The 26597-nt window shown below is 48.7% G+C and carries 16 protein-coding genes and 1 tRNA gene; 8 read left to right on the top strand and 9 right to left on the bottom strand.

Features of this window, described 5'->3' with window-relative positions:
- Positions 1-5: 5 nt before the first annotated feature.
- On the top strand, positions 6-2726 hold the full coding sequence (locus tag NQ565_RS13165; protein WP_005653566.1) for a hybrid sensor histidine kinase/response regulator: 2721 nt from the start codon (positions 6-8) through the stop codon (positions 2724-2726).
- Positions 2727-2750: 24 nt separating this feature from the next.
- Here NQ565_RS13165 and NQ565_RS13170 read toward each other — a convergent pair whose 3' ends face one another.
- The 3 genes from NQ565_RS13170 to NQ565_RS13180 all read right to left on the bottom strand — a co-directional run bounded on the left by NQ565_RS13170 (position 2751) and on the right by NQ565_RS13180 (position 6398).
- Entirely contained in the window at positions 2751-4526 is a 1776-nt protein-coding gene (locus NQ565_RS13170) for an oxaloacetate decarboxylase (protein ID WP_005653563.1), read from the bottom strand.
- A 408-nt stretch (positions 4527-4934) separates the two neighbouring features.
- A complete protein-coding gene (locus NQ565_RS13175) occupies positions 4935-5438 on the bottom strand; it encodes an RNA polymerase sigma factor (RefSeq protein WP_005653557.1) in 504 nt (167 codons plus the stop codon).
- A 324-nt stretch (positions 5439-5762) separates the two neighbouring features.
- Positions 5763-6398: a trimeric intracellular cation channel family protein gene (locus NQ565_RS13180; protein WP_005653552.1), complete on the bottom strand. Its 636-nt coding sequence runs from the start codon at positions 6396-6398 to the stop codon at positions 5763-5765.
- Positions 6399-6478: 80 nt separating this feature from the next.
- Between NQ565_RS13180 and NQ565_RS13185 the strand changes: the two genes are divergently transcribed.
- From NQ565_RS13185 to NQ565_RS13210, 6 genes are all read left to right on the top strand, one after another.
- The gene (locus NQ565_RS13185) at positions 6479-7573 is read left to right on the top strand and encodes a UDP-N-acetyl glucosamine 2-epimerase (RefSeq protein ID WP_005653550.1); all 1095 of its coding nucleotides are present in this window, start codon (positions 6479-6481) and stop codon (positions 7571-7573) included.
- 418 nt (positions 7574-7991) lie between these two features.
- A complete protein-coding gene (locus NQ565_RS13190; RefSeq protein ID WP_040315657.1) occupies positions 7992-10577 on the top strand; it encodes a DUF5686 and carboxypeptidase-like regulatory domain-containing protein in 2586 nt (861 codons plus the stop codon).
- A 46-nt stretch (positions 10578-10623) separates the two neighbouring features.
- Positions 10624-10989 (top strand): four helix bundle protein, encoded by a 366-nt coding sequence (locus NQ565_RS13195; RefSeq protein ID WP_005653544.1) that lies wholly within the window; start codon positions 10624-10626, stop codon positions 10987-10989.
- A gap of 25 nt (positions 10990-11014) precedes the next feature.
- Positions 11015-12283 (top strand): replication-associated recombination protein A, encoded by a 1269-nt coding sequence (locus NQ565_RS13200; protein ID WP_005653543.1) that lies wholly within the window; start codon positions 11015-11017, stop codon positions 12281-12283.
- 49 nt (positions 12284-12332) lie between these two features.
- Positions 12333-13289, top strand: a complete 957-nt coding sequence (locus NQ565_RS13205; RefSeq protein ID WP_005653542.1) for a D-2-hydroxyacid dehydrogenase — start codon at positions 12333-12335, stop codon at positions 13287-13289.
- 84 nt (positions 13290-13373) lie between these two features.
- The gene (locus NQ565_RS13210; protein ID WP_005653540.1) at positions 13374-14486 is read left to right on the top strand and encodes an endonuclease/exonuclease/phosphatase family protein; all 1113 of its coding nucleotides are present in this window, start codon (positions 13374-13376) and stop codon (positions 14484-14486) included.
- A 132-nt stretch (positions 14487-14618) separates the two neighbouring features.
- Here the strand turns inward: NQ565_RS13210 and NQ565_RS13215 are convergent, their stop codons facing one another.
- The 5 genes from NQ565_RS13215 to ettA all read right to left on the bottom strand — a co-directional run bounded on the left by NQ565_RS13215 (position 14619) and on the right by ettA (position 25250).
- The gene (locus tag NQ565_RS13215) at positions 14619-17813 is read right to left on the bottom strand and encodes a TonB-dependent receptor (RefSeq protein ID WP_005653539.1); all 3195 of its coding nucleotides are present in this window, start codon (positions 17811-17813) and stop codon (positions 14619-14621) included.
- 180 nt (positions 17814-17993) lie between these two features.
- Entirely contained in the window at positions 17994-18197 is a 204-nt protein-coding gene (locus tag NQ565_RS13220) for a hypothetical protein (RefSeq protein WP_040315655.1), read from the bottom strand.
- A 533-nt stretch (positions 18198-18730) separates the two neighbouring features.
- Positions 18731-20593, bottom strand: a complete 1863-nt coding sequence (locus NQ565_RS13225) for a choice-of-anchor J domain-containing protein (RefSeq protein ID WP_005653536.1) — start codon at positions 20591-20593, stop codon at positions 18731-18733.
- A gap of 19 nt (positions 20594-20612) precedes the next feature.
- Positions 20613-23330 (bottom strand): TonB-dependent receptor, encoded by a 2718-nt coding sequence (locus tag NQ565_RS13230; protein WP_005653534.1) that lies wholly within the window; start codon positions 23328-23330, stop codon positions 20613-20615.
- Between the two features lie 222 nt (positions 23331-23552).
- Positions 23553-25250, bottom strand: a complete 1698-nt coding sequence (gene ettA / locus NQ565_RS13235) for an energy-dependent translational throttle protein EttA (protein WP_005653533.1) — start codon at positions 25248-25250, stop codon at positions 23553-23555.
- Between the two features lie 162 nt (positions 25251-25412).
- Between ettA and NQ565_RS13240 the strand changes: the two genes are divergently transcribed.
- Positions 25413-25485, top strand: a tRNA-Lys gene (locus NQ565_RS13240).
- A gap of 141 nt (positions 25486-25626) precedes the next feature.
- Here the strand turns inward: NQ565_RS13240 and NQ565_RS13245 are convergent.
- Positions 25627-26595 (bottom strand): ISAon1 family transposase, encoded by a 969-nt coding sequence (locus NQ565_RS13245; RefSeq protein WP_418329395.1) that lies wholly within the window; start codon positions 26593-26595, stop codon positions 25627-25629.
- Positions 26596-26597 lie beyond the last annotated feature (2 nt).

Below are 26597 nucleotides of genomic sequence, written 5' to 3' on the forward strand. Positions count from 1 at the left end.
GAACTATGAAAAACATCCTGAAAAACGCGGAGAATGCCGAAAAGCTGCTGGAGCTGACATCGGACACCATGATTTTATTGGACAGAAACGGCATCTGCGTGGACATCGCAGTACATAACGCAGACTTGTGGTTTTTGAAAGAAAATCAGTTACTGGGCAGGAACATACTCCAACTGCTACCGTCTGTTACCTACCGGCAGGTTTACCCCGAATTCAAGAAAGTACTTGCGTACAAGGAAGTTTCCGCCCGGAACTACGAACTGACTATCGGCAGCGAGACCTACTTCTTTAAGTGCATCATGCGCCCCTACGAAGATATGGTGCTCTGCCAATACCGCGACATCACCGAACGTAGCCAACGCAAACGGGAACTGGAAAAGAAAAACCACGAACTTAATGAAATACAGAAAGCCGCCCTCATCGGAAGATGGAAATACAACTCCGGCAGGCAATGCTTCTACTACACCGGTCACTCCGGTGTAATGTGCACTGCAGAGGAACAGGAAATTCCGCTTCAGGACTACACTATGTACATCCTGCCCGAGGATAGGGAAATATTCGGCAAGTGGCTGGCACAGAACCTTCAGGGAAATACAGAAAACAGCATAGACTACCGCATCCTTTTCAAGAAACGGATATTCTATATCCGCCTGAAAACCTTCTCGCACGAAACACTCCCCGACGGAACCGGCATTCTGGAAGGCTACATACAGAACATTACCGACATCCAGCAACGGCGCAATGACATCACCCTGCTGACACACGCCATCAATAACTCCACCGAAGACATATTTGCCGCCCGTGAAGACGGTACGCTCGTCTTTGCCAACCGCCGTTTCCGGGAGCATCACAACATCAGCATAACGGACGACGTCAGCACACTGAACATCTACCGGATAAACGCAAATGCACAACAAGACGAGAATTCCTGGCAAAGATTAATCAAGTCACTCAGAAAGGGAGAAAAACGTAACGGCTTCATCCTCTACCATCCCCTGCCCGAACACCCCGAAGTGCTGGCTATGGAAGGAAGTGCCTATTGGGTGACAAGCGACAAAGGCGAGGCCATCCTATGGGGATTCAGCCGGGACATCACCCAACGCATCAGGAACGAGCAGCAAATCAAACGGTTCAGTCAGATTCTGGACAAAACCATTGAAAACCTGCCTGCCGGTATCGTTGTCAAGGACATCCAAAGCGGCTTTAAATACCTGTACCGCAACCGCGAATCGTACAACCGCAACATCCCCCTTAAAGAGGCATTGGGCAAAGACGATTTCGACTTCTATCCTCCCGAGCTGGCACAAGAGAAGAGAAAGCAGGATGTTGAAATAGCCCGGACCGGAATCGAGAAGCATTGGATTACCGAAGAGCACGACCAGAACGGTAAATCCATCTTTCTGGACAAACGGAAGGTGCGTATTGAAAGCAACGACTTCCCACCCATCCTATTGAGTATCGAATGGGACATCACCGAAATGGAACGGATGAAACGGGAACTGCTCGTGGCCAAAGAGAAAGCGGAGACTTCCGACCAGTTGAAATCGGCTTTCCTTGCCAATATGAGCCACGAGATACGTACCCCGCTCAACGCCATCGTAGGCTTTTCCAGAATCATTGCCGAGAGCACCGATGCCGAAGAGCGGCAAAACTACTACGACATCGTGGAAGCCAACAACGAAAGACTTCTGCAACTGATAAACGAAATCCTGGACCTCTCCAAGATTGAAGCAGGCATCGTAGAATTCACCATCACCCCGGTGCGCCTGCACCCGCTCTGCAAGGAAATACACGACGCACTGAAATTCCGCTGTCCCGAAGGTGTGGAGCTTGTTTACGAAGCCTCGGACGAGGAGATTACCGTTGAAGGCGACAAGAACCGCATCTTCCAAGTTATATCGAACCTCATCGGAAATGCCTTCAAATTCACCACAAGAGGCAGCGTCGGCTACGGATACCGCCGCAAAGGAAACGAAATAGAATTTTACGTCAGCGACACCGGCATCGGCATCCAAACTGACAAACTGGCAAAGGTCTTTGAACGCTTTGTAAAGGTGAATACCTTTGCGCAAGGTACGGGATTGGGACTGTCTATCTGCAAAACCATTATCGAACGATTGGGCGGAACCATCTCCGTCTGTTCGGAAGTGGGGAAAGGAACGACTTTTACCTTTACCCTGCCTCTGGCAAAAGACAAAAGGGAAACAGCGGAGGAACAGAACTCTGTATCCGAAACCAGCTTCAACACTCCCGGCAATGCAGAAACAGGCAACAATACTTACGGCCTTAATGAAGAAACGCACGAACACCAAGCGACACAAACAACCGGAGCATCCCGGGACACCCGGCAGCCCACTATCCTGATAGCCGAAGATACGGACAGCAACTACATCCTTGCCAAAGCAATATTAGGAAAGTCATACCACCTGGAACGCGCCAAGGACGGCATGGAAGCCGTAACCATGTTCGAGGAGCTGCATCCGGATCTAATTCTGATGGATATGAAAATGCCCAACCTCAACGGACTGGACGCAACGAAAATCATCCGCGAGCTTTCGCCCGGGATACCCATCATAGCTCTTACCGCCTATGCCTACGAACATGACAGACAAGCGGCTCTCGATGCAGGATGCAATGATTTCCTGATAAAGCCCTATACGCAGGAGATATTGAAAGAACTGATAAATAAATACCTGAAACAAACAGGTGTGTCAAGCCCCGGATAGGCCTTGACACACCCTTACCAATCATTATGCAAAGATATCGCTCCGCTGGATATACGCTATGACGTCTCCCTTATTGACGTTGGCGCCTTGCTGGGCACATACCTCCACAACACGGCCCGTAAAGCCGGTCATTACCTTTTCGTACTCGCCCCACGGTGTAGAGACATAGCAGAACACCTCATCGTGCTGATACTTACGCCCGATAAACGGCGCTGAGGACGGACCTTCCACGGAAACCTCCCAAAGCACCTGCCCTTTGGACGGGGCTATGATAGGATCGGCTTTGGCGCGTTTCAGCTTCTTTATCTCCTCTTCCGAATATCCGCTCTTTGCCATGGAAGCGTCCTTTACGCGCTCCAGCTCGTCGCGGAAACGCTTCTTGGCAACGCCCGACTTATAGTCACGGTACTGCCGGTCGTGCATAGCCAGCTCGAAGAGCTCCTCATCGTCCTCGCCATACTCCCATCCGTTTTCGTCCATCTCCTTGCGGTATTCGTCCAAAGCATCCGGATAGTTGGACTGCGGGTCTGTGTCAACAAATTCGTAACCTTTGGATTTGGCAAGCTCCACGATTTCGGGAGCCAGCTTACCCGGCAGGCGTCCGCTCTTGCCCAGAATCATATCCCACGTATGGTTGTCAATCATCGTCCAGCGTTCCTCGCCTTTCACCAGTTGCATCACGTTCATCAGCGCCACGTTCTTGACGTACTGGCTGAACGGAGTCACCAAAGGCGGATAACCCAGCTTGGGCCATACATATTCCACTTCATCAAAAAGCATTACCAGCAGGTCGTCTATGCTGAGTTCGGGCTGGTTCTTGCTTTTCAGTATCATGTTGATACCGGAGTGCACGCCTTTCAGGTCTGCCATCATGGAACCCATCATACCGCCCGGAAGTCCGCACTTCAGGAGCAGGGACGACATATGCTTGTTGGTGGGGTCGATAAAGTAACCGAGGAAGTCGTCTATGAATTCCTGCGTCATGGCACGTGCTTTCATATAGGCTTTCATGTTGATGTCGGGCACCTGGAAGCCTTTATCGCGCAGCATGGCCTGTACGGAAATAACGTCCGGATGCACCTTTCCCCATGACATGGGCTCCATAGCCACATCTATTATATCGGCGCCGTTCTCGCATACTTCAAGGATGGATGCCATTGAAAGTCCCGGACCGCTATGTCCGTGATACTGTATCAATACATCGGGATGCTTCTCCTTGATAGCCTTTGTCAGCTCGCCCAGCATACCCGGACGGCCGATGCCTGCCATATCCTTCAAACAGATTTCGGGTGCTCCCGCCTCAATGAGCTGGTCGGCAATGTGTGCATAGTACTCTACCGTATGCACGGGCGAATGAGTGATGCAGAGCGTTGCCTGCGGTATCATGCCTGCCTCGAGCGCATAGCGGATAGAAGGGATGATGTTGCGCGTTTCGTTCAGTCCGCAGAAAATACGGGTGATGTCCACACCTTGTGCATGCTTTACCTTATACATCAGGCGGCGTACATCGGCGGGAACGGGGTACATACGCAGCGCATTCAGTCCGCGGTCGAGCATGTGGGTCTGTATGCCTGCATCATTAAAGGGTTTGGTAAAGGCGCGTACTGCCTTGTTGGGGTTCTCGCCATAGAGAAGGTTCACTTGCTCGAAAGCTCCGCCGTTGGTCTCGACCCGGGCAAAACACCCCATTTCGATTATCAACGGTGCGATGCGTACCAACTGGTCCACTCGCGGCTGGTATTTACCGGACGACTGCCACATATCTCGGTAAACAAGACTGAATTTGATTTCTTTTTTCATTGTAATAGGTAATTAGCTATTTGTTCACTCGGTTAACTTGATATATACAAATATAAAGGATTATTCTGACATATAGTCAAAATAATCCCATAAATATTCACTTGAAAGATATGTTTTATATCATTTGGTAAATTGGGAAATAAGAAATTGAGGAACAAGGGACGCAACGTTTGACTTGAGACATCCAAAGTGGCACTTTAGAAGTCTAAAGTACTACTTGGCGATTCTAAAGTTCTACTTTAGACTGCCCGTATCGCACCCTGTCTTTTGCGGACTCTTTCTCTTCACACATTTTCTTTCACCTCACCGCTGTTTTCCTCTTTTTATCCGTCACACAATCCGCTATGCTCCTTAGAGAAACAGCCCCAAGAACTCCCGAAAGAATGCCGGGCAGAAACCGGACAGACTCTAAATGAAGTCCTTCAATTCTTCCTGCAGTTTCTGTCTTGTAAAGAAGATGCGGCTTTTTACCGTTCCGAGGGGGAGTCCGAGGCGTTCGGCAATTTCGCGGTATTTGAATCCGGAAACGTGCATGGAGAAGGGCACTTTATAATCGCGCGGCAATGAATTGACGATGCGGTGCATTTCTTTCAGGTCGTATGCGCCTTCGGTACTGGCGAAACCGGAATCCTGCGGCATGCTCAGGTGATACAGGTTATCGGTCTGGTCTACGAAAGTCTGTTCACGGACTATCTTCCGGTAGTTATTTATAAAGATGTTACGCATAATGGTATACATCCAACCTTTAAAGTTGGTGTCGGGTTCATATTTATCCTCATTGTCCAAGGCTTTAAGAGAGGTCTCCTGCAACAAATCATTCGCTTCTTCCCGGTCGGCCGTTAATTTGTATGCAAAGCGAAGCAGTTCTTCTTGCACGGCAAGTAAATCTTTTCTAAAACTGTAAGTATTCATACTTTGCTAATTTTTTAAAATGGTTAATATTCGTTTCGGTTTAGTAGTTGCAAGTATACGGAAGTTTCCAAGTCCTGAGGGCTGGAATACGGGTATTCTTTGGGGTGAAAACTATCATTTGACAGATTTCACCCCCTATCTTGACAGTTTTCAGGTGAGATAAAGCGGCTGGTTTTCAGCAGGAAGTACAATTTTGACTATAATCGGCGTACGATTTTGGCTATAATTTATGCCAATATTACCATAAGATAAACAAAATACAGCCATATGAGTTATGAGAAAGAAATAGTATGAGGTATGAGAGAGAAGGTATAAAGTATAAAGTCACCCCTCTTTCTCCTGCCCTTCCTCATCGTTGCCCGAGAGTATGGGCAGGCAAATCTTATATTTCACGGCCAGAATACGGGTGATGAACACAGATATCCCGCCTATCACCTGGCAGCCGTAAGACTGCATGCCGGCAAGCCCGCAAAGCCAATACATCGTACCGCCCACTACGCACGCCATCGCATAAATCTCCTTACGGAATATGAGCGGTATCTCATTGATAAACACATCGCGTATCACACCGCCCGCAGCTCCGGTGATGCTGCCCATGATAATGGCCACCCAGAAAGGATAGCCCAGCGCCAGGCTCTTGCCCACGCCCACCACCGTAAACAGTGCCAGACCGATGGTGTCGAATATAAAGAATGTATTGTGCAGATGAATAAGGTGCTTTCCGAAGAAGATAACCCACAGCAATGCCAGTCCGGTACATATCAGATAAATGGGGTCGGTCATCCAGCCGGGAGTCACATCCAGCAACAGGTCGCGTATCGTACCGCCGCCGATGGCCGTTACGAAACCCACGACGTAAGCGCCGAACCAGTCGAAACGTTTCGCCGAAGCCAGCCGTATGCCGCTGATGGCGAAAGCAAATGTACCGATAAAGTCGAGTATCTGAACAAATGTTGGCATGAGAGCATTTCTTTTTTTTGCAAAGTAACAAATAATTTCCCTAAGAAAGTGTATTTTTGTACCGCCAATTTATATCAGCAATGAAAATAACCATCGTATCGGGCGCACGCCCCAACTTTATGAAAATCGCTCCCCTCTGCCGCGCCATAGACGCAGCCAGAGAGGCAGGTAAAAATATATCCTATCGCATAGTCTACACCGGACCGCAGGACGACACCACCCTGGACGCCTCGCTCTTCTCCGACCTTGCCATGCGCAAGCCCGACGCCTATCTGGGCATCAGCGGACGCGACCACTCCCAGGTGGCAGCCGCCATCATGCTGGCCTTCGAGCGGGAGCTCGACGAACACCCCGCCCAAGTGGTGCTTGTGGTGGACGACATGACCGCCACCATGAGCTGCGCCATCGTAGCCAAGAAGCGCGGACTGAAAGTGGCGCACGTCATAGCCGGCACGCGCTCGTTCGACATGAACATGCCGCGTGAGGTCAACCGCACGATTGTAGACGCCATCTCCGACTATCTCTTCACCGCCGGCATGGTGGCCAACCGCAACCTCAACCAGGAGGGCATGATACCGGAGTATATCCACTACGTAGGCAATATCCTCATCGACACCATCCGCTACAACCGCCACCGCCTTGTACAGCCGCTCTGGTTCTCCAGCCTCGGACTGCGCAAGGGCAACTATCTCCTGCTCACCCTGAACCGCCACGACCTGCTGGAAAAGAAAGCCGTACTCGGTTCGCTGATGCAGACAGTGGCCGAAAAAGCGGGCGATATGCCCATCGTAGCCCCCATACACCCGTACGTGGAGCGTGCCGTAAAATCATTGGGGCTTGACATGCCCAGCCTGCACATCCTGCCGCCTCAAAGCTACCTGCACTTCGGCTTCCTCATCAACCAGGCCAAAGGTATCGTGACCGACTCCGGCAATATAGCCGAAGAAGCCACCTTCCTCGATGTGCCCTGCATCACGCTCAACACCTATGCCGAGCACCCCGAAACCTGGCGTATCGGAACCAACGAGCTCGTTGGGGAGAACTCCTTTGCCCTCTCCGCCGCCCTCGACCAACTGCTGCACGGCGAATGGAAGCACACCACCCTGCCCGACCGCTGGGACGGACGCACCGCCGAGCGTATCGTACAGACGTTGATAAACGGGGAGAAGCTATAAGACCCGCGTTCGGAAAACCGCATAAAAAAGGAGATGTGCCCATACAAAAAAATGCTGGTCCGGCACATCTCCCCACACTAAACACAGTATTGTAAAAAAGAAGAATAGTTTAAGCAAGTCTGTCCATATATTATCATTCGGAGTCATTCCGTATCGTACGTTACTGTACGGCAAGACAAAAGTATCCAATTATACCAAAGGCTCAAAGTTCCAATCCGCCCCATTCTTCCTATACGGCACAAATCCCGACCTATCCTGCCGATATTGATAAATAAAAGGAAGAAAAAGGCAGCGTTCTCCTGCCGGTCCATCACCTTGCCCGTTTCTCTGCCTCTTAAACATCCCTCTCATTCTTTAAAATATATTTGCTTCTTGATTAACAGTAAATTGTTAACTTTGCAGCTTGATTATGAAACGTATGAAACGACTATATAACATTACCCTCATCCTCTTGCTTTTACTATTCGCCTCTGCCGGCGCATCAGCACAGATAAGAGGCGTTATAACGGACTCACTCACCCACGAACCGTTGATGTACATCACCGTGCAATACGAAGGAAAAGGCGTAGGAGGCATCTCCAATGCCGACGGAGAATACCAGGTGGAGACGCGCAAGGGGTGGAATGAACTGACCTTTTCCGCCATCGGCTACATCACCAAGAAAGTGAAGTTCGCCCCCGGTACGAAAGTGCTCAACGTGGCGCTGGCGCCTGCCGATGTAATGCTTTCCGAAGTCGTCGTCAAGCCCAAGAAAGAGAAGTATTCGCGCAAGAACAATCCTGCCGTGGAGTTTATGAAGAAGGTCATCGAGCACAAAAAAGCCCTGAAGCTCGAGGAGAACGACTTCTACCAGTACCAGAAGTACGAAAAGATGAAGATGTCCATCAACGACGTCACGCCGGAGAAAATGGAGAAAGGCATCTACAAGAAATTCTCTTTCTTCAAGGACCAGGTGGAAGTGTCGCCCAAGACCAACAAGATGATTCTACCCATCTCCATCAAGGAGACGGCTTCCAGAACCATCTACCGCAAAAGTCCCAAAAGCGAGAAGACCATCATCGAGGGAATGAACTCCAACGGCATCGAGGAGTTCTTCAACACGGGCGATATGTTAGGTACTATCCTTACCGATGTCTTTTCCGACGTCAATATCTACGACGATGACATCCGCCTGCTGCAACGCCGCTTCGTAAGCCCTATCGGACGCGGAGCCATCAGCTTCTATAAGTTCTACCTGATGGATACCCTCATGGTGGACAAGCAGGAGTGCGTGCACCTCACCTTCGTGCCGCAGAACCCGCAGGACTTCGGTTTCACAGGACATCTGTACGTAGTGAAAGACTCCACCTATGCCGTAAAGAAAGCCGTGATGAACCTGCCCAAAAAGACGGGTGTCAACTTCGTGAAGAACCTCGACATCGTGCAGCAGTTTGAGCAACTGCCCGACAGCAACTGGGTGCTCACCGACGACGACATGACCGTGGAACTCGCCCTGATGAAAGGCATACAAGGCCTGGAAGTGCAGCGCACCACCAAGTACAGCGACTATAAATTCGACGAGATAGAACCCCGCCTGTTCCGCCTGAAAGGCAGCGTCATCAAGGAAGCCAACATGCTTGCCAAGAGCGACGAATACTGGGCCAAAGTGCGCCAGGTGCCGCTCACCAAAAAGGAAAGTTCCATGGACGTGTTCATGAACCGCATCGAGCAGATACCGGGCTTCAAGTACGTCATTTTCGGTGCCAAGGCGCTTATCGAGAACTTCGTGGAGACGGGCAGCAAGAAGCACCCCAGCAAGTTCGACTTCGGCCCTATCAACACCATGATTACCAGCAACTACGTGAACGGAACCCGTTTCCGTCTCAGTGGCATGACCACCGGTAACCTGCATCCGCACTGGAGCTTCAGCGGTTACGGCGCCTACGGCACGCGCGACAAGAAGTGGTTCTACTCCGGACAGGCTGCCTACTCTTTCAACAAGCGCGAGTACGTCCTTTGGGAATTTCCCAAGCACTACCTCGCTTTCCAGTACACCTACGATGTGATGTCTCCTATGGACAAGTATCTGGCTACGGACAAGGACAATATGTTCGTAGGCTGGAAATGGACTACCGTAGACCAGATGTCGTACATGCGCGACGCCACCCTGACCTACGAGCTGGAAACCAATACCGGCTTCTCCGTCAAGGCCATGGCGCGCCACCGCAACGACCAGCCCGCCGGCATGCTGCAATACTGGAAGAACAACGGCACTACCCCCGGCGAATGGGACGAGAAAAATACCCTGGTGCACGACATCACCACCACCGAACTCGGAGTGACCCTGCGCTACTCTCCCGGCGAAACGTTTGTCAACACCAAGCAACGCCGTGTTCCCGTGTCGCTGGACGCCCCCACGTTCACCCTCTCGCACACCGTCGGTCTGAAAGGCGTGCTGGGCGGCGAATACAACTTCAACCTCACGGAAGCCAGCATCCGTAAACGTTTCTGGTTCGGTTCGTGGGGTAAGCTGGACGTTACCGCCCGTGCCGGCGCGCAGTGGAACACCGTTCCTTTCCCGCTGCTGAACCTGCCCATGGCGAACCTCTCATACATCACTCAGAACAACGAATCGTTCAACCTCATCGACAACATGGAGTTCCTGAACGACCGCTACGCCTCGCTCGCTCTCAGCTACGACATGAACGGGAAGCTCTTCAACCGCATCCCCCTCATCAAGAAACTGAAATGGAGAGAGATGTTCCGCATCCGCGGCATGTGGGGCACGCTCACGGACAAGAACAACCCCTACAAAAGCAGCAACCCCGACCTCTTCCTCTTTCCGATGCGCGACGGCGTGCCCACCAGCCATGTCATGGGCAAGACCCCTTACATTGAAGCCAGCGTAGGCATCTACAACATCTTCAAGCTGCTGCATATAGAATATGTGCGCCGCCTCACCTATACCGACATCCCGGGGGTGAAGAAAGGCGGAGTGCGCTTTATGATATTGATGATTTTTTAGTTAGTGATTAGCGATTAGTGATTAGTGATGAGCGAGGAGCGGTTATATGGGAGAGGGAATATTAAAAAACAAATCAATGAACTTTGCTATACGCATTGTGAATTTATATAATTTCTTGAATGAAACCAAACAGGAAAGAATTATGTCTAAACAAATACTAAGAAGCGGTACATCTGTGGGAGCCAATATCAGGGAAGGGCAATTTGCCGAGTCCCCAGCCGACTTTATACACAAATATTCCGTTGCTCAAAAGGAATGTTCAGAAACCCTATACTGGCTCGAATTGCTAAATAAAACAAACTACATCACCACAGAGCAATATGTGTCCTTGGATACCGATTGTACGGAACTGATGAAGATGATAACCTCTTCCATCATCACCCGTAAAAAGAATCTGCCCCCTAATCACTAATCACTAACCCCTAATCGCTAACCCCATGCAACCTTTAGCAGAAAGACTCAGACCCAAGACATTAGACGAATATATCGGGCAGAAGCACCTGGTGGGACCGGGGGCTGTGCTTCGTAAGATGATTGATGCGGGACGTATCTCCTCGTTCATTCTGTGGGGCCCGCCAGGAGTGGGTAAGACGACGCTTGCGCAGATTATAGCCAATAAGCTGGAGACGCCGTTCTACACACTCAGTGCCGTGACCAGCGGGGTGAAGGATGTGCGCGATGTGATAGACCGCGCCAAAAGCAATCGCTTCTTCTCGCAGGCAAGCCCGATACTGTTCATTGACGAAATCCATCGTTTCAGCAAGTCGCAGCAGGACTCGCTGCTGGGCGCTGTGGAGCAGGGAACGGTGACGCTGATAGGCGCCACCACCGAGAACCCCTCGTTCGAAGTAATCCGCCCGCTGCTCTCCCGCTGCCAGCTCTACGTACTGAAATCACTGGAAAAGGATGACTTGCTGGAACTGCTCCAGCGCGCCATAACCACGGATGTGCAACTGAAAGAACGGCAGATAGAGCTCAAGGAGACTACCGCCATGCTCCGCTACAGCGGCGGCGATGCCCGCAAACTGCTTAATATCCTTGACCTCGTGGTGCAGTCCGAAACCGCAGACCCCGTTGTCATCACCGACGAGATGGTGACCGAGCGTCTCCAGCAGAATCCCCTCGCCTACGACAAAGACGGGGAGATGCACTACGACATCATCTCCGCCTTTATCAAGTCCATCCGCGGCAGCGACCCGGACGGAGCCATTTACTGGCTGGCACGCATGGTAGAGGGCGGTGAAGACCCTGCTTTCATAGCCCGCCGTCTCGTTATCTCCGCTTCCGAGGACATCGGGCTGGCAAACCCCAACGCACTGCTGCTGGCCAACGCCTGCTTCGATACCATCATGAAAGTGGGCTGGCCCGAAGGACGCATCCCGCTGGCGGAGACGACCATCTACCTCGCCACCAGTCCCAAGAGCAACTCGGCCTATATGGCCATCAACGATGCACTCGAACTGGTGCGGCAAACCGGCAACCTGCCCGTTCCCCTGCACCTGCGCAACGCCCCCACCAAACTGATGAAACAGCTTGGCTATGGCGACAACTATAAATATGCCCACGACTACCCCGGCAACTTCGTGCGCCAGCAGTTCCTGCCCGACGAACTGAAAGACCGCCGCATCTGGGAGCCGCAAGCAAATGCCGCCGAACAAAAGCATAAAGAAAGGATGCAGGCCCTGTGGGGAAAGGAAAGATTTTAGAAATGGAAATTCTGCAGAACAACATTAGAAACAACTTATAATAACACTTATGAAAATAGTAGTCCTCGACGGCTATGCCGCCAACCCCGGAGACCTCTCCTGGGACGAACTGAAGAGCCTGGGCGAATGTACCGTTTACGACCGTACCGCCCCTGCCGAAGTGCTTGAACGTGCTGCCGGAGCAGACATCCTGCTGACGAACAAAGTAGTGCTCGATGCAACAACCATCGCAGCCCTGCCCCAGTTGAAATACATCGGCGTACTTGCCACCGGATACAACATCATTGATACCGCCGCTGCCAAAGAACGGGGTATCACGGTCACCAACATCCCGGCATACAGCACCCCGTCCGTTGCGCAAATGGTTTTTGCCCACATCCTCAACATCACCCAACGGGTGCAGCACTACACCGACGAGATACACAAAGGCCGTTGGATCAACAGCCCCGATTTCTGCTTCTGGGACACTCCGCTCATCGAACTGAGTGGCAAGAAAATCGGTATCATCGGTCTTGGGCAAACCGGCTACAACACCGCCCGCATCGCCATCGGCTTCGGCATGGAAGTACATGCATACACATCCAAATCGCCTTTCCAGCTTCCTCCCGAAATCAAGAAAACGGAGCTCGATGAACTTTTTGCCAACTGCGACATCATCAGCCTGCACTGCCCCCTCACCGACTCCACCCGTGAACTGGTCAATGCCGCCCGCTTGAAACAGATGAAGCCCAACGCCATCCTCATCAACACCGGACGCGGTCCGCTGGTCAACGAGCAAGACCTTGCCGATGCACTGAACAACGGCACCATCTTTGCCGCCGGACTGGATGTGCTTTCGCAGGAACCGCCCCGTGCCGACAACCCGCTGCTCACCGCCCGAAACTGCTACATCACCCCGCACATAGCCTGGGCAAGCGCCGCCGCACGCGAACGCCTCATGCAAATCATGCTGGATAATATAAAAGCTTTCTTGGACGGAAAGCCGATTAATTCAGTAATAAAATAACCAGCAAAAGGGTGTGACGAAAGCTCCGGCAAGCTTGTAGCCGGGGCTTTCGCCACACTTTTATAAAACACACCTGCGTTAATCATGGGAAAAACCGCCGTCAAAGGTCTGTTTCATCTGATACTGATAGCTACCACATTTGCACTGGCTGTTGTCACCATCATCGCATCCCGTTCCGGGCATTACCATCCGGAACATTCCACCATCATGCCCTTGCTGGGACTTGCCGTACCGGTACTGCTGGTGTCCTGCCTGATTGTTGCCCTCTGCTGGGCATTGGCACGCAGGAAATGGGCGTTCGTCACGCTGACGGCTTTCTTCTTCAACTGGGAATACCTTACAGCTGTTATCCGTTTCGGCTCTCCCCACGAAGTACCCGCCACCGCACCGGCACCGAACCGGCAAGGCAAAAACAGCGGTTACCTCACCGTAGCCACCTATAACGTCCATAACTTCGGAAACGAAATTACCGGCTACTCCTGCAAACAGATTGCCAAGTACATGCAGCAACAACACGTCGATGTACTCTGCTTTCAGGAATTCGGCGAAAACAAACACTTCACGGCAGACAGTCTGCGTCGTGCCCTTTCCCATTGGCAATATGCCATTATCCCCGCAGACGACTCCATCCGCGGCATCCTCCCCATCGCCGTATTCAGCCGCTACCCGCTTATCGGCGGACGTTTCATCACCTACCCTCACAGCGCCAATTGCAGCATGCTGTGCGACATCATTCTGAATACAGATACCATCCGCTTGCTGAACAATCACCTGCAAACTACCAGTGTCAGCCAGAACCGTAAAAAATGGGAACGCGAACTTGCCGCCGACAATACACGCCGTGAAGCGCAAGCCGTACAGGATGCAGCGGAAACCCTGCATGAAAACTTCGTGAAACGTGCTTTCCAGACCGACAGCATCTGTCAGCTCGCTACTGCCAGCCCTCACCCCGTACTGGTGTGCGGAGACTTCAACTCCCTACCCTCATCCTACACCTATCACCGGTTCTCCGAGAGCCTCAAGGACGGCTTCAAGACAGGCGGACACGGTTATATGTACACCTACCGTTACGGCAAGCGCATGCTACGCATCGACTATGCCTTCCACTCACCGGAGCTGGAATGCACCGACTACTACTCTCCTAATCTGGATTTATGCAGTGACCACAACCCGGTGATATTTACGGTGAAGTATTAAAAGACGATTCCAAACACCCTCCACTCTGCTATACCGTATTTCCTCTTACGCTCAAGGTACAATAAAAAAATAGAGCTGCCCCGGTTTCCCGGAACAGCTCTACCGTAAAAATAAACATGAACAAAAATATCCTTAGAACGTCAAGCGGATACCCACCTGAGCATGCCAGCGTGAGGAAACATCGCTCTTGGTGATTTCGGACTTGTTGTAAATATAGTTAGGAGTGGTCTGACCGTCCACCGTTGTCAGTTTTGTAACGGAAATCGGTGAAAGGTTATAGAGTGAACCATAGGTTGCTCCCCATTTCTTGTTCAACATATTGGCAAAGTTGATAATGTCGAAAGTAAATTCCAGTTTGCCCAACCCCTTAGGATTATAGATGGTCTGAGCCAGATGGAGATTGATTTCATGTTCCCACTTGGTGAGGTTGGAATTACGCTCGGCATACTGTCCGCGATGATCCTTGGCATAAGCATCACCTTCAATCCACTGTTTGAAAGCTTGGCGGCTTTCTTCGGCAGTCATGGTTACTTCTCCCTTTTTGTTTGTAGCGTCCACGAACTTCATCTTATCCAACTCTTCGTCAGTCGGAATATACAGCAGGGAGTTACCCTTCTGTCCGTCGCCGTTGAAGTCGGAAGTTTCATTCATGGTCAGGCTGTAACGGTTTCCGGAGAATCCGTTATAGATAACAGAGATAGAAGTGCTCATCCAGTTGTTCCAGTATTTCGGAGTAGTATAAGCCACCTGAGCCATTACGCGGTGAGGAATATCGAACTTGGAGAAACCCAGTTCATTACCGCTGTTGGTGTCGCGGGAGTAGTTGTACTTCCAGTTAGAGTAGGCAACGGAAGAAGTTCCGTCGTTTACAGACTTGGAGTGTCCGAAGGTATAAGATGCAGACATGTCAAGACCGAACCCGAAGTGTTTCTCCAGCAAGGCCGAAAGAGCATAGCTATAACCCTTGTTTGTATTCTTCAGGTTGATAATAGAGTAATAGTCACCCGCCTGTACCTTATAAGAAGGAGAAGCGGAAGCCTCTACACCCGGAACGGCATACACCTGTCCGTTTTCCACAAGAGCAAGATTCTCGAAGAATACATTATTCATGGTCTTGGAGTAAACACCCTCGAGAGTCATCTTCACATCACCCGGCAAGAACTGTTCCCAAGCCAGATTGGCACGCAATACCTGCGGATACTTGAACTTCTTGTCGGTAGTCACGATATCCTGCTTCATGCTTCCTGTAGCGGCAGCCAGCGGATTATCCTTGTATTCTCCCAATGAAGGAGCTTCATTGGTATCGTTCTTGCCCGATTCATCCTTGGGCTGGAGAGTAGTACCTTTCTGTTCCATACCCGTATTGTTGAACGAGTTACTGAGCCACACAAACGGTACACGACCGGTAAAGATACCTACACCACCACGGATAAGCGTGCGATGTTCTTCGTCGATATACCAGCTAAAGCCCACACGCGGTGAAACCATCAGCTTGGCACTCGGAGTTTCGCCTACGCGCACACCCATATTACGTCCGGCTGCAAAGTCGTTGAAAGTAGGATTCACAGTAGGTTTGTTGAACAGCAGAGGAATATCGAAGCGGATACCGTAAGTGAAGTTGAAGTCTCTTGACACTACCCATTTGTCCTGAGCATAGAAACCGAACTGGCCAGCTTTCATAACAGGAGCATATTTCAGGTTACCACCCGTCATGTCGGGGTCGCTGTACTTGTAAGTAAACTTGTAGGGCTTGTCTTGCAGGAAGTAATCCAAAGAGTTATAGTACCATGCACCTTCCGAAGCCTGGATAAACAAGTTGCTGATTTTGTAGATTTCGTTGTGAGTACCGAAAGTCAGTGTATGGTTGCCAAGATACCAAGAGAGGTTATCCTCAAAGCTATACACATCCTGATTCAGCTTGTTGGCACCGGAAGAGAACTCCGTACCGATATTGGCTGTAATCTTAGTTTCACCGTCACCGCCTGTGACATTGCTGATTTGTACGCAAGGACCTGAATATTCCGTATCGCGGAAGTCACGGACAAACGTACCCGACGCACGCAACTCGTTGTAGAGGTTATCTCCCAGACGAGAGTTCAACTCGGCCACTACCGAATTCATCTTGTTATTCATGCGATAACCGCTGTTGCCGAAATAGTAAGTGGTGGAATTTGCTCCGTACACATCTTTATAAGAGTTGTTGTGCTGGTAGCGTACGGCAAGTTTATGCTTTTCGCTGATATTCCAGTCCACACGTGCCAGAAGACCGAAAGATTTCTGTTCGATATCACGTTCACCGTAAGTTTCTTCTATACCGGTGAGCTTCTTGTATTGGTCGGCAATCTGCTTGGCAGTGGCGCTGGTGATGTAATTAGTGGTATATCCCGGATAAGTGCTTGAAGGATAGCTGTTCTTCTTACCTTCTGCACTGACAAAGTAGAACAGTTTGTTCTTGATAATGGCACCACCCAACGTACCACCGTAGGTACGGTCGAACTGCTGGGACATCGGCGACTTTTCGTAACCGCGTACGGCACTATACTTGCCATACATATTCTGGTTGTTGAAATAAGTGTAAGCGGAACCGTGGGTTTCGTTCGTACCCTGCTTGGTGATGGCGTTGATACCGCCGCCCGTAAATCCGCTTTGGCGAACGTCGTAGGGAGCCACCACTACCTGAATTTCCTGAATGGCATCCATAGAAATAGGATTGGCGCCTGTCTGAGCACCGTTCGTACCACCGGCAGAAAGACCGAACACATCGTTGGCCACCGTACCGTCAATCTGGAAACTGTTGTAACGGTTGTTGGAGCCTACGAAAGTGATACCGCCGTTTTTGGAAGTCATAGCCAACGGACTGTTCTTCACGATGTCGTAGATGTTACGGTCTACAGTCGGAGTATTTTCAATAGAGTTGGCAGAGAAGTTGGTAGCAGCACCGCTTTGTGTTTTGGCATCGGCTACGACAACCACTTCATCCAGCAATTCCGAACTGGGGTGCAGTTTTACGTTTTGTGTATAAGTGTTACCTAATTCCAACATGATACCGGTGAACACTGCGCTCTGATAACCTACATAAGACACTGTAAGCTTGTACGGACCACCCGTACGCATACCCTGAATCGTGTAACGTCCATCCACATTGGTAATAGCACCGTACTGTGTACCGGAAGGCTCATGAACGGCAACAATCGTCGCTCCGATTACCGTCTCATTCTGTTCGTCGGTCACCTTACCGCTGATAGCGGAAGTCGTAACCTGCGCATTTACGCCCGCAGCCGTCAGAACCAGCATAAACGTAAAAATAAGTCTTAACACTTTTAACATAATAGCTTTTAATTAGTTTCTTAAAATGTTATATTTTTGAAAACATTGGCAAAGATAAGCAAAATAATATATAAATGCATTACAATCATGCTACATTTTTTAAGAATTAAGCCTGATTTTATTTGTCGCATAACCGACCCGCCATGCTTCTTATAAAGACAAACAATACTATGCCATCCTCTACCACCGCCTTTTCTTCTTGCAGGCTTTCTGCAATGCCACACCGAACAGGCAGCAAGCACATTTCAATTCTCTTGGGGAGAGTTTATCCAAATTGTCGAGAATACCGGAAATCGAGTAGTTTTTATCAAGAAACTCATAAGGATCGGCGGCTTCTTCCAAATCCTGCTTTATCAGGCAGGTGCATAGAGGACTTTTATCCATTAGTTTATTTTTTGGGGTTATGTAAGGGGTTATCTTATCTGCTTTACAAAAACATGTTTGGGAAACACCCGCATCGAAAAAATGCACCTCACTCCCCTTACGGAAAGAAAGATGCTCAAAGATAACACTTTTTGCTATTATTTGCATGATTATGGATAAATAATACAATAAAAAGAAGAAATGACCCGCATGACAGAAACATTACCTGATCTTACTTATCGTTATCAAATTTTGAAGCCTGTAACCACCGCAGCAACAGCTTGTACCGAATTTGCTAAGAGTGAGCAAGAACACCTCACTGTATAACAATATCATCCACTCCGAGTACTCGTAAAAAGTTTACTACTGAACTATCTCAATGCTCAAGTAGTGATATATCACAATCCAAATCCTAACCCGAAAGGTAACGGCAACAAACATATCCTCAAAAAGAGACGCGGACTACACCGACTCCACGAATAAAAACATCTCGTGAAATCCGCGTAATCCGCGCCTTTTCAAATCTCTGTCTGACAGCTTATATCAGCAATATGCTATACAGCCGCTTTCTGCAAAGAGTCTTCAACGTATTCGAACTTTCCTTTGCCAATCACTTTATACTGTATGGTATAGGTAGTGGTAGAGCTACCATCGTATATACCGAAGTTTATCGTATAAATTACGTCTACACCATTATCGGCTGGTGCAGCATCAGCATAAAGGACTTCCAGTGCATGCGGGAAGGCTTCGGGCAGACGCTCCCACATCAGTGCAGTGATTTCATCGGAAGACATGCCATCGTACGTGCCCTGTCCTTGCCATGCGCTTACGCGGAAGTCGAAGTTGTTCTGATAAGCCGAACCGCCGTAATAGTAATCATTATTGCCATAAGAGGTTACGTATTCAGAATGATTCTCTTTTACCCAATCCGTAATGGCCTGATAGAATGCAGATACTTCAGCATTATTTTTCTCTACGGGCAGATTGATGAGGATGCTCGGAGAATACAACCATTCCGTACCGTTGTAAGCGTAAGGTCTTGTTTCAATAACGATGTTGTCACAGTATTGCCATACGTTAACGGTGTCGTTGTAGATGTACTGGTCGGCATTGGCCTGGTATTTACCACTACCTGCATAATAACGGTAGATTACGGTGCAAGTGTCGCCGCCTATCGGGTAAAGCAGTTCATCGGCATTAGTCAAATAACGCGGAATGTAGTTTTCTGCCTTGACGGTAGAACTGAAAGAATAGTCCTTACCCGGTTGTCCGTCATCAGTACCCATGCTCGTATAATCATCCAATGCAATAAATTGTGCCGCAGCAGAGTTTTTAAAGAGTTCCCACTTGTTCTTTTTACGTTCATACAAAGCAAAACGCAGTTCAGTATTGACTACAGTAGGAATGTCCTTACCCACTACGATATTGTCAATCTGATAACTGGTAGTTTTACCTTCTTCCGGATCTCCTGTATAGTGGAAAGCAATATGAATAGTCTTATCCGCATAATCATCCAAATTCATGATGCCTGCTTGACCAAAGTCTCCCCAGTTTTTTGCAGGTTCTTGAGGAATTGTAAACTTACTTGTCACATCATCCCAAGTCGCCTTAGTTACATCCTTACCGTCAAAATCGGTTGAAATGAGTACTTGCAAGCCGTCATGTTTCCAATATCCTACTTTAACATCCCATGCAAACTTCTTGTCGGCTCCTTCTACTTTAATGGCAGGAGTTACCAACCAAGCTTCCGCAGGACCGTCAGCCTTGTTGGCTGTAAATTGCAGATACTTATTCTTACTGTATTCGCCTACAGTCCATTTATTACCTTTAGCACTGATGTACCAACCGGATATTTTCTCCAAATCACCCTTGGTCAAATCTTCAAAATCGTATTTGGCAATAGGGGTTTCCACTTTTTCCGGTTTAGCATCCTTATTGTACTGATACTCTATGAAAGAGAATGCACCGTCCTCGGCATCAGCATACTTTTCATTCAGTATCTTATACATTTTACTTTCTGTATCCTCATTCAGATAGGCTCCATAATACCCTTCTCCATGAATAATAGTATAATCTTCTTCTGTGAGTTGCAGATACGGAATATCGTTATACTTGGGGTATACCGTCTTGAAACGATACGTAATCTTTGCCGAGGAGTTCAAATCCGCTCCCAGGTAAGTTTTGGCCAACCAGTCCGGTATGTAATCATCAGGCATGGCATCAGCAGAGAAGTATTTGTTCTTCTTCACATCCTTGCCCATCGCATCGTAATCGGCATCGGTAAGCGTGTAAACAATCTTGGCAACATCAGTAGGACGCCCACCTTCATCGTAACCAGGGAAGTTGTCCTCGTTGTAATCGCAGCCCGTCATCAGAAAAGCGGCCGCACACAAACTGTATATAAACTTTTTATTCATAATCGTAGTTCTTAAAGGTTTAGAAATTGAACTTCAGTCTTACGGAGTAAGTACGTCCAAAGCCGTAGAGTACACGTGTAGCCGTCTCCCAGTTGTGGCTGCCGCCATCACGGGCATCAGCGATGTATTCCTGGTCGAAGAGGTTGTTGACGTTACCGCTCAGTGTAGCGCGTACCTTACCAAAGTCGAAAGAGTATCCCGCACTCAGGTCGAACGTGCTGTACGAGGGAATCTCCCATGGGCTAACCACTACGATTTCATCGCCGAAACCGGCATTGCCTGCATCGATGTCATAGTCGGCAAAGTTACGCGCAAAGAAGTTCCAGTCTGCCGAAATACGCAATCCCTTCATAGGACGGATGTTCACGCCCAGAGCGGCCGTAGTCTGCGCTGAACCGCCTACGTATACATTATCCATTTTAATATTGGCCTTGTAGTTGGAAGCTTGTGACATATCAGCCAATGTACCACCCTTGAAGTCTGTCATCAACTGACCGGCAGCATTGTAATAATATCCGCTGGCATTACCGTTCCAACGCCAGTCACCCCAAGAGAACATACCGTTGATGTCCAACCATCTCAACGGGCGGATTGCAAAGTCAAGCTCAACACCCAAATGGTTGGCATTGGCTCCAGTCATATTCAAGGTATAACGATCCTTGATGTTCTGTCCATCCACATTATAGTCAAAATCGCCAGAATCATACAAAGCCTTATCCATCCAACGGGTGTAATAGGCATTGAGGTTGGCTGTGAATATGCCGCTACGATAGCCGTAACCAACTTCGAAAGACATGATTTTTTCGTTCTTGGCATCTTCGTTGCGGGCATGAGAGTTTTGCGAATTAACGAAAGAGGTATCGAACATTGGAGCACGGGTGATGAAACCAGCATTGATGAACACGTTATTCTTTTCATTAAGATTGTAGTTAACACCACCCTTTATGTTTCCACCCAAATAGTTCTTGGTATCGGATTTAGCCTTGTCCTTGCTATAGTACATACGATCGTAACGCCAATAACCGGTGTTGGAAAGACCACCGGAAACGAATGCGCTGAGCTTGTCGCGATTGTACTCAAGCTGTGCGAATGCGCCCTCGGACATTACAAAACCATCGTAGTCGCGGTAATATACATCACCCACACCCAACTTCTGGTTCTTGAAATTGGGGTCAGCAGCTGCCGGATTATTCTCGGCCAAAATTTTACCACGATTTTCAGCATCGATAAAATAGTCGCCGCCGAAAAGGTCTACAATGACATTCTGATGCAAACCTTTATAATAGCGTAAATCGATACCGCCATAGAAGTCGAAGTTTTCACCAAACTTGGTGGTATAAGTAGAAAGCAATCCGTACCACATGTGGTTGTTCATAGACTTACCCATAATCATCTTGGAACCAGTGGTGCTGGTTTCATTCAAAGCTTCTACCTCGTCGTAAGCGAAAGTTCCGTCTGCTTCGCGGAAATCATTGTTCACCAATCCGTTACTTGCACCATACCAACGGCTACGGTTGGCAGCGTCACCCGAACCGCTGTAACCGTTACCACGACCGATGGATACGTACAATGCCGTACTCAAACTTGATTTGCGGTCTATCTGCCACAAGTGGTTCAGTGAAATCTGCGGTTTATGATAGGAGTTTCTGGACGAGTTGTATGCCTGCCCATTTCTGTAACCGAAAGTCGGGTTGTATCTATAAGGGCTTTTCTCACCCATATATTTCTGCACGCGCTGCCATTCCTTGATGGTGAGTCCGTTCTGGTTGTTGCGCTGATTGTGCCACTGCGGAGCACCGAACGCAGTAAGAGACAACTGGTGATTGTCGTTGAAACGCTTAGCGATGCTGGCAAACCAGTTGTAACCTTCGAAATCCGTACCCTGGATGTATCCGTCGCCCCAGGTCTTACCACCCAGCAACGTGAATGCCCAGCCATCTTTGGACAGACCAGACGATACGCTGAAAAGGATTTTATTGTAACCGTCGTTACCCATGCCGTAAGATACGAATCCGCCTCTCTTGGCTTCCGTACTCTTTGTTACGATGTTAATAGAACCGCCCACTGCCGGAACAGATACTTTGGCAGCACCCAAACCGCGCTGTACCTGCATGCTACGGGTTACATCGGACAGTCCGGCCCAGTTGGACCAGTACACCTTCTGATTCTCCATACCGTTCATAGGCACACCGTTAATCATCATAGCCACGTTCTCACTCTTGAAACCGCGGATACGTGTTTGGGCATCACCATAACCACCACCGTCTTTAGTGGTATAGATACCCGGAGTGGATTTCAGAATTTCGGGAAACTCCTGCGAACCGAGTTTTTCTTCAATGAACACCGGGTCTACGGTAGATACCGCTACCGGAGTTTTACGAGCCACTGCAACGGACGATGTAATCGTCACATCCGACAGCATCACTGCATCAGGTTGCATCTTGATGGTCCCCAACTCTACGGAAGCGCCTTTCTGTGTAATCTTTTTCTTCTGGTCTTTATAACCGATGTATTTGAAAAGTAATGTGGCATTCGAAGCAACGCTTTGCTTGAAATAGCCGTCAATGTCGGTCACGGAACCTTGAGTGGTTCCCTCTACCATAACGGCAGCACCTACCAAAGGTTCGCCGGTTTCAGCGTCGACAAGCTGACCATGCACTGTGGTCTGAGCCCATGCTGCGGAAGTAAATACCAACAACACGGCAACCAACAGAAATTGAATTAGATGTTTTCTCATAATTCTGCTTTTTGTTAATAGATAGTGTTAATTAAAGTTTAAAATGATATTGAGTTGCAAATATACTATTTATATATCAAATAATTATTACGTTTGCACTACATTTTTTCAGCCTAATAAAGTATTCTAAAAACTTTTTAAAAAAAAGAAACTCCACAAATATCTTGCAGAGTTTCTTTTTATTACAGATAAAGCAGGTATACTTTCAGTTTAAAACCCGGACTAATCATTCATTAACTTTCTATAACGAACGCGAGTAGGTTCTTCCTTACCCAAACGTTTCAGTTTATTTTCTTCGTACTCCGAATAGGAGCCTTCAAAGAAAAATACATTAGAATCGCCTTCAAATGCAAGAATATGCGTACAGATACGGTCGAGGAACCAACGGTCGTGACTGATGACAACAGCACATCCGGCAAAATCCTCAAGACCTTCTTCGAGAGCACGCAGTGTATTGACGTCAATGTCATTGGTAGGTTCGTCAAGAAGCAACACATTGCCTTCTTCCTTGAGACAAAGAGCCAGGTGAAGACGGTTGCGCTCACCGCCGGAAAGTACACCGCAAAGCTTTTCCTGATCTGCACCGGAAAAATTGAAACGCGACAAGTAGGCACGGGCATTGATATCGCGCCCACCCATGCGGATGAGGTCGTTGCCGCCGGAAATTACCTGATAAACGCTCTTATTGGGATCGATATCCTTGTGCTGCTGGTCCACATAGGCTACTTTTACGGTCTCTCCTACCTCGAACTCGCCACTATCGGGCGTATCCAGCCCCATAATAAGGCGGAAAAGGGTGGTTTTACCCGCTCCGTTAGGACCAATGATGCCTACAATACCATTAGGCGGCAACATGAAGTTAAGGTCGTCAAACAAGAGTTTGTCGCCAAAAGCTTTTGCTACATGCTTAGCCTCAATAACCTTGTTGCCCAGACGGGGACCGTTGGGGATGAAGATTTCGAGCTTCTCTTCTTTCTCCTTCACGTCTTCGTTCAGCAGTTTGTCGTAAGAGTTCAGACGGGCTTTTCCCTTTGCCTGACGGGCTTTGGGAGCCATACGCACCCACTCCAGCTCGCGTTCCAGCGTCTTGCGGCGTTTGCTGGCAGTCTTTTCTTCCTGCTCCATGCGCTTGGTCTTTTGTTCGAGCCAGCTGGAGTAGTTGCCTTTCCAGGGAATACCTTCGCCACGATCGAGTTCAAGTATCCAGCCTGCCACATGGTCAAGGAAGTACCGGTCGTGAGTTACAGCAATTACCGTACCTTCGTACTGCTGCAAGTGCTGCTCCAGCCAGTCGATGGATTCGGCATCAAGGTGGTTGGTAGGCTCATCGAGGAGCAGTATGTCGGGCTTTTGAAGCAACAGACGACAGAGCGCCACACGACGGCGTTCACCACCGGAAAGATGTTCTACCGACTGGTCTTCGGGTGGACAACGAAGCGCATCCATCGCACGCTCCAGCTTACTGTCGAGATTCCAGGCATCGGTAGCGTCGATGATGTCCTGCAGCTCCGCCTGACGGGTGAAGAGCTTGTCCATCTTGTCCTGATCTTCGTAGTATTCGGGCAGTCCGAACTTCTGATTGATTTCCTCGTACTCTGCCAGCGCATCTACAATGGGCTGTACGCCTTCCATCACCACTTCTTTCACTGTCTTCGCGGGATCGAGGTAAGGCTCCTGAGCCAAATATCCTACCGAATATCCGGGCGAGAACACCACTTCGCCCTGATAGGATTTGTCCAAGCCGGCGATAATCTTCAGCAAGGTCGATTTACCCGAACCGTTCAAACCGATGATACCGATTTTCGCTCCGTAGAAGAACGAGAGGTAGATGTTCTTCAACACCTGCTTATTGTTCTGCTGAATGGTCTTGTTCAGCCCTACCATAGAAAAGATAATTTTCTTATCGTCTACTGTTGCCATGTGAGTTAAGTATAAATATAAAGTATAAAATATAATGTTCGAGATGAAGTGTGAGACTCCTGCACACGAAATTTCGGTACAAAGATAAGAAAAAAAGCGAAAATCTTTTGCAACTTTCAAAAAAGTATCTATCTTTGCACTCGCTTAACAGCAATAAGGATTGATTCGCTAGCTCAGCAGGTAGAGCACAACACTTTTAATGTTGGGGTCTTGGGTTCGAGCCCCAAGCGGATCACTTAGGAGAAATGAAAATACTCCGGCAAACTAAGACAAAGCTCTTTAAACCAGTGGTTTAAAGAGCTTTTTTCTTACCCGCCTACGACAGAAAAAAGACCTCAAAAAGCGGGTCAACGTAACAATCTGAGGGATTTTATATTTAAGCATATAATTTAGCAAGTCTATATAAGAAAAAAGCTCTATCTCTTACTCCTCTGAACTGTGCTCTAAATGCTTTGATTTTAGCATTGAATGACTCTGCTGCGGCATTGGTTGCCCTCCTTTCAAAGAAATTGATTATATCCAGATAATGTGTTTGTATAGAACGTGCGACCCTTCCAAAGGTGAGGAACCCTGATTTATCTACTTCATCATACCACCTTGCCAGCCTTGTCAAAGCAATATCCTTAAACTTACACTGATGATAGATTAAGCCTAACCGCATAGACAGATAATATCCTTTCTTTATATCGGGATATTCCTTGAAAAGAATTTCAGCCCGTATTCTTTGAGACTGAGTCCATAAGGATTCCTTCTTGTAAAGCAGATAAATACTTCTCGCTAACAACTGCTTTCTTGTATCTCCATTAGCGAAAACAGGTGCATGATACATCTTTCCACAGGCCTTTGCATAAGCAATCTGAGTGGACTCTTCATCCAAAGCCTCCCAGCGAGCTTTTACACGCATCTCCTGCACAGCTTCATAAGCTAACTTCTGTACGTGAAAGCGATCGGTAACACGTTTGGCCGCAGGAAAGCAGATGCGTGCAATCTGCTCCATGTTAGGAGCCATATCCAAGGTTATCTCGCGCACTTGGTAACGGCGGCGACGGGAGAGCTTAAGCAGGACAGAAGTGACCGTATGAACGTCCGTACCTTTAATGATGGCAATCATACTACCTTTACCACCGTGAGCTTCTTTATTGGTCAGTACAGTATAGAGTTCCCCACGCGAGAGGGCTACCTCATCAATACAGATATAAGCACCGATATTCTTTTCGAATAGTAGCCAATCCTCTGCATGAACAAGTTGGTCCCAATGGAGATAACCACTTAGATGGTTACGGTATTGACGCTCCAATAAATCCCCGTCAACTCCATATAAAACACCTAAGAGCTTGCAACTGATCG

The organism is Bacteroides stercoris ATCC 43183 (assembly GCF_025147325.1).
Classification (GTDB): Bacteria; Bacteroidota; Bacteroidia; order Bacteroidales; family Bacteroidaceae; genus Bacteroides; species Bacteroides stercoris.

Excerpts from the sequence above, each read along its gene's own strand:
- NQ565_RS13165 (WP_005653566.1), top strand. The coding sequence starts at position 6 with ATGAAAAACATCCTGAAAAACGCGGAGAATGCCGAAAAGCTGCTGGAG.
- NQ565_RS13170 (WP_005653563.1), bottom strand. The coding sequence starts at position 4,526 with ATGAAAAAAGAAATCAAATTCAGTCTTGTTTACCGAGATATGTGGCAG.
- NQ565_RS13175 (WP_005653557.1), bottom strand. The coding sequence starts at position 5,438 with ATGAATACTTACAGTTTTAGAAAAGATTTACTTGCCGTGCAAGAAGAA.
- NQ565_RS13180 (WP_005653552.1), bottom strand. The coding sequence starts at position 6,398 with ATGCCAACATTTGTTCAGATACTCGACTTTATCGGTACATTTGCTTTC.
- NQ565_RS13185 (WP_005653550.1), top strand. The coding sequence starts at position 6,479 with ATGAAAATAACCATCGTATCGGGCGCACGCCCCAACTTTATGAAAATC.
- NQ565_RS13190 (WP_040315657.1), top strand. The coding sequence starts at position 7,992 with ATGAAACGACTATATAACATTACCCTCATCCTCTTGCTTTTACTATTC.
- NQ565_RS13195 (WP_005653544.1), top strand. The coding sequence starts at position 10,624 with ATGGGAGAGGGAATATTAAAAAACAAATCAATGAACTTTGCTATACGC.
- NQ565_RS13200 (WP_005653543.1), top strand. The coding sequence starts at position 11,015 with ATGCAACCTTTAGCAGAAAGACTCAGACCCAAGACATTAGACGAATAT.
- NQ565_RS13205 (WP_005653542.1), top strand. The coding sequence starts at position 12,333 with ATGAAAATAGTAGTCCTCGACGGCTATGCCGCCAACCCCGGAGACCTC.
- NQ565_RS13210 (WP_005653540.1), top strand. The coding sequence starts at position 13,374 with ATGGGAAAAACCGCCGTCAAAGGTCTGTTTCATCTGATACTGATAGCT.
- NQ565_RS13215 (WP_005653539.1), bottom strand. The coding sequence starts at position 17,813 with ATGTTAAAAGTGTTAAGACTTATTTTTACGTTTATGCTGGTTCTGACG.
- NQ565_RS13220 (WP_040315655.1), bottom strand. The coding sequence starts at position 18,197 with ATGGATAAAAGTCCTCTATGCACCTGCCTGATAAAGCAGGATTTGGAA.
- NQ565_RS13225 (WP_005653536.1), bottom strand. The coding sequence starts at position 20,593 with ATGAATAAAAAGTTTATATACAGTTTGTGTGCGGCCGCTTTTCTGATG.
- NQ565_RS13230 (WP_005653534.1), bottom strand. The coding sequence starts at position 23,330 with ATGAGAAAACATCTAATTCAATTTCTGTTGGTTGCCGTGTTGTTGGTA.
- ettA (WP_005653533.1), bottom strand. The coding sequence starts at position 25,250 with ATGGCAACAGTAGACGATAAGAAAATTATCTTTTCTATGGTAGGGCTG.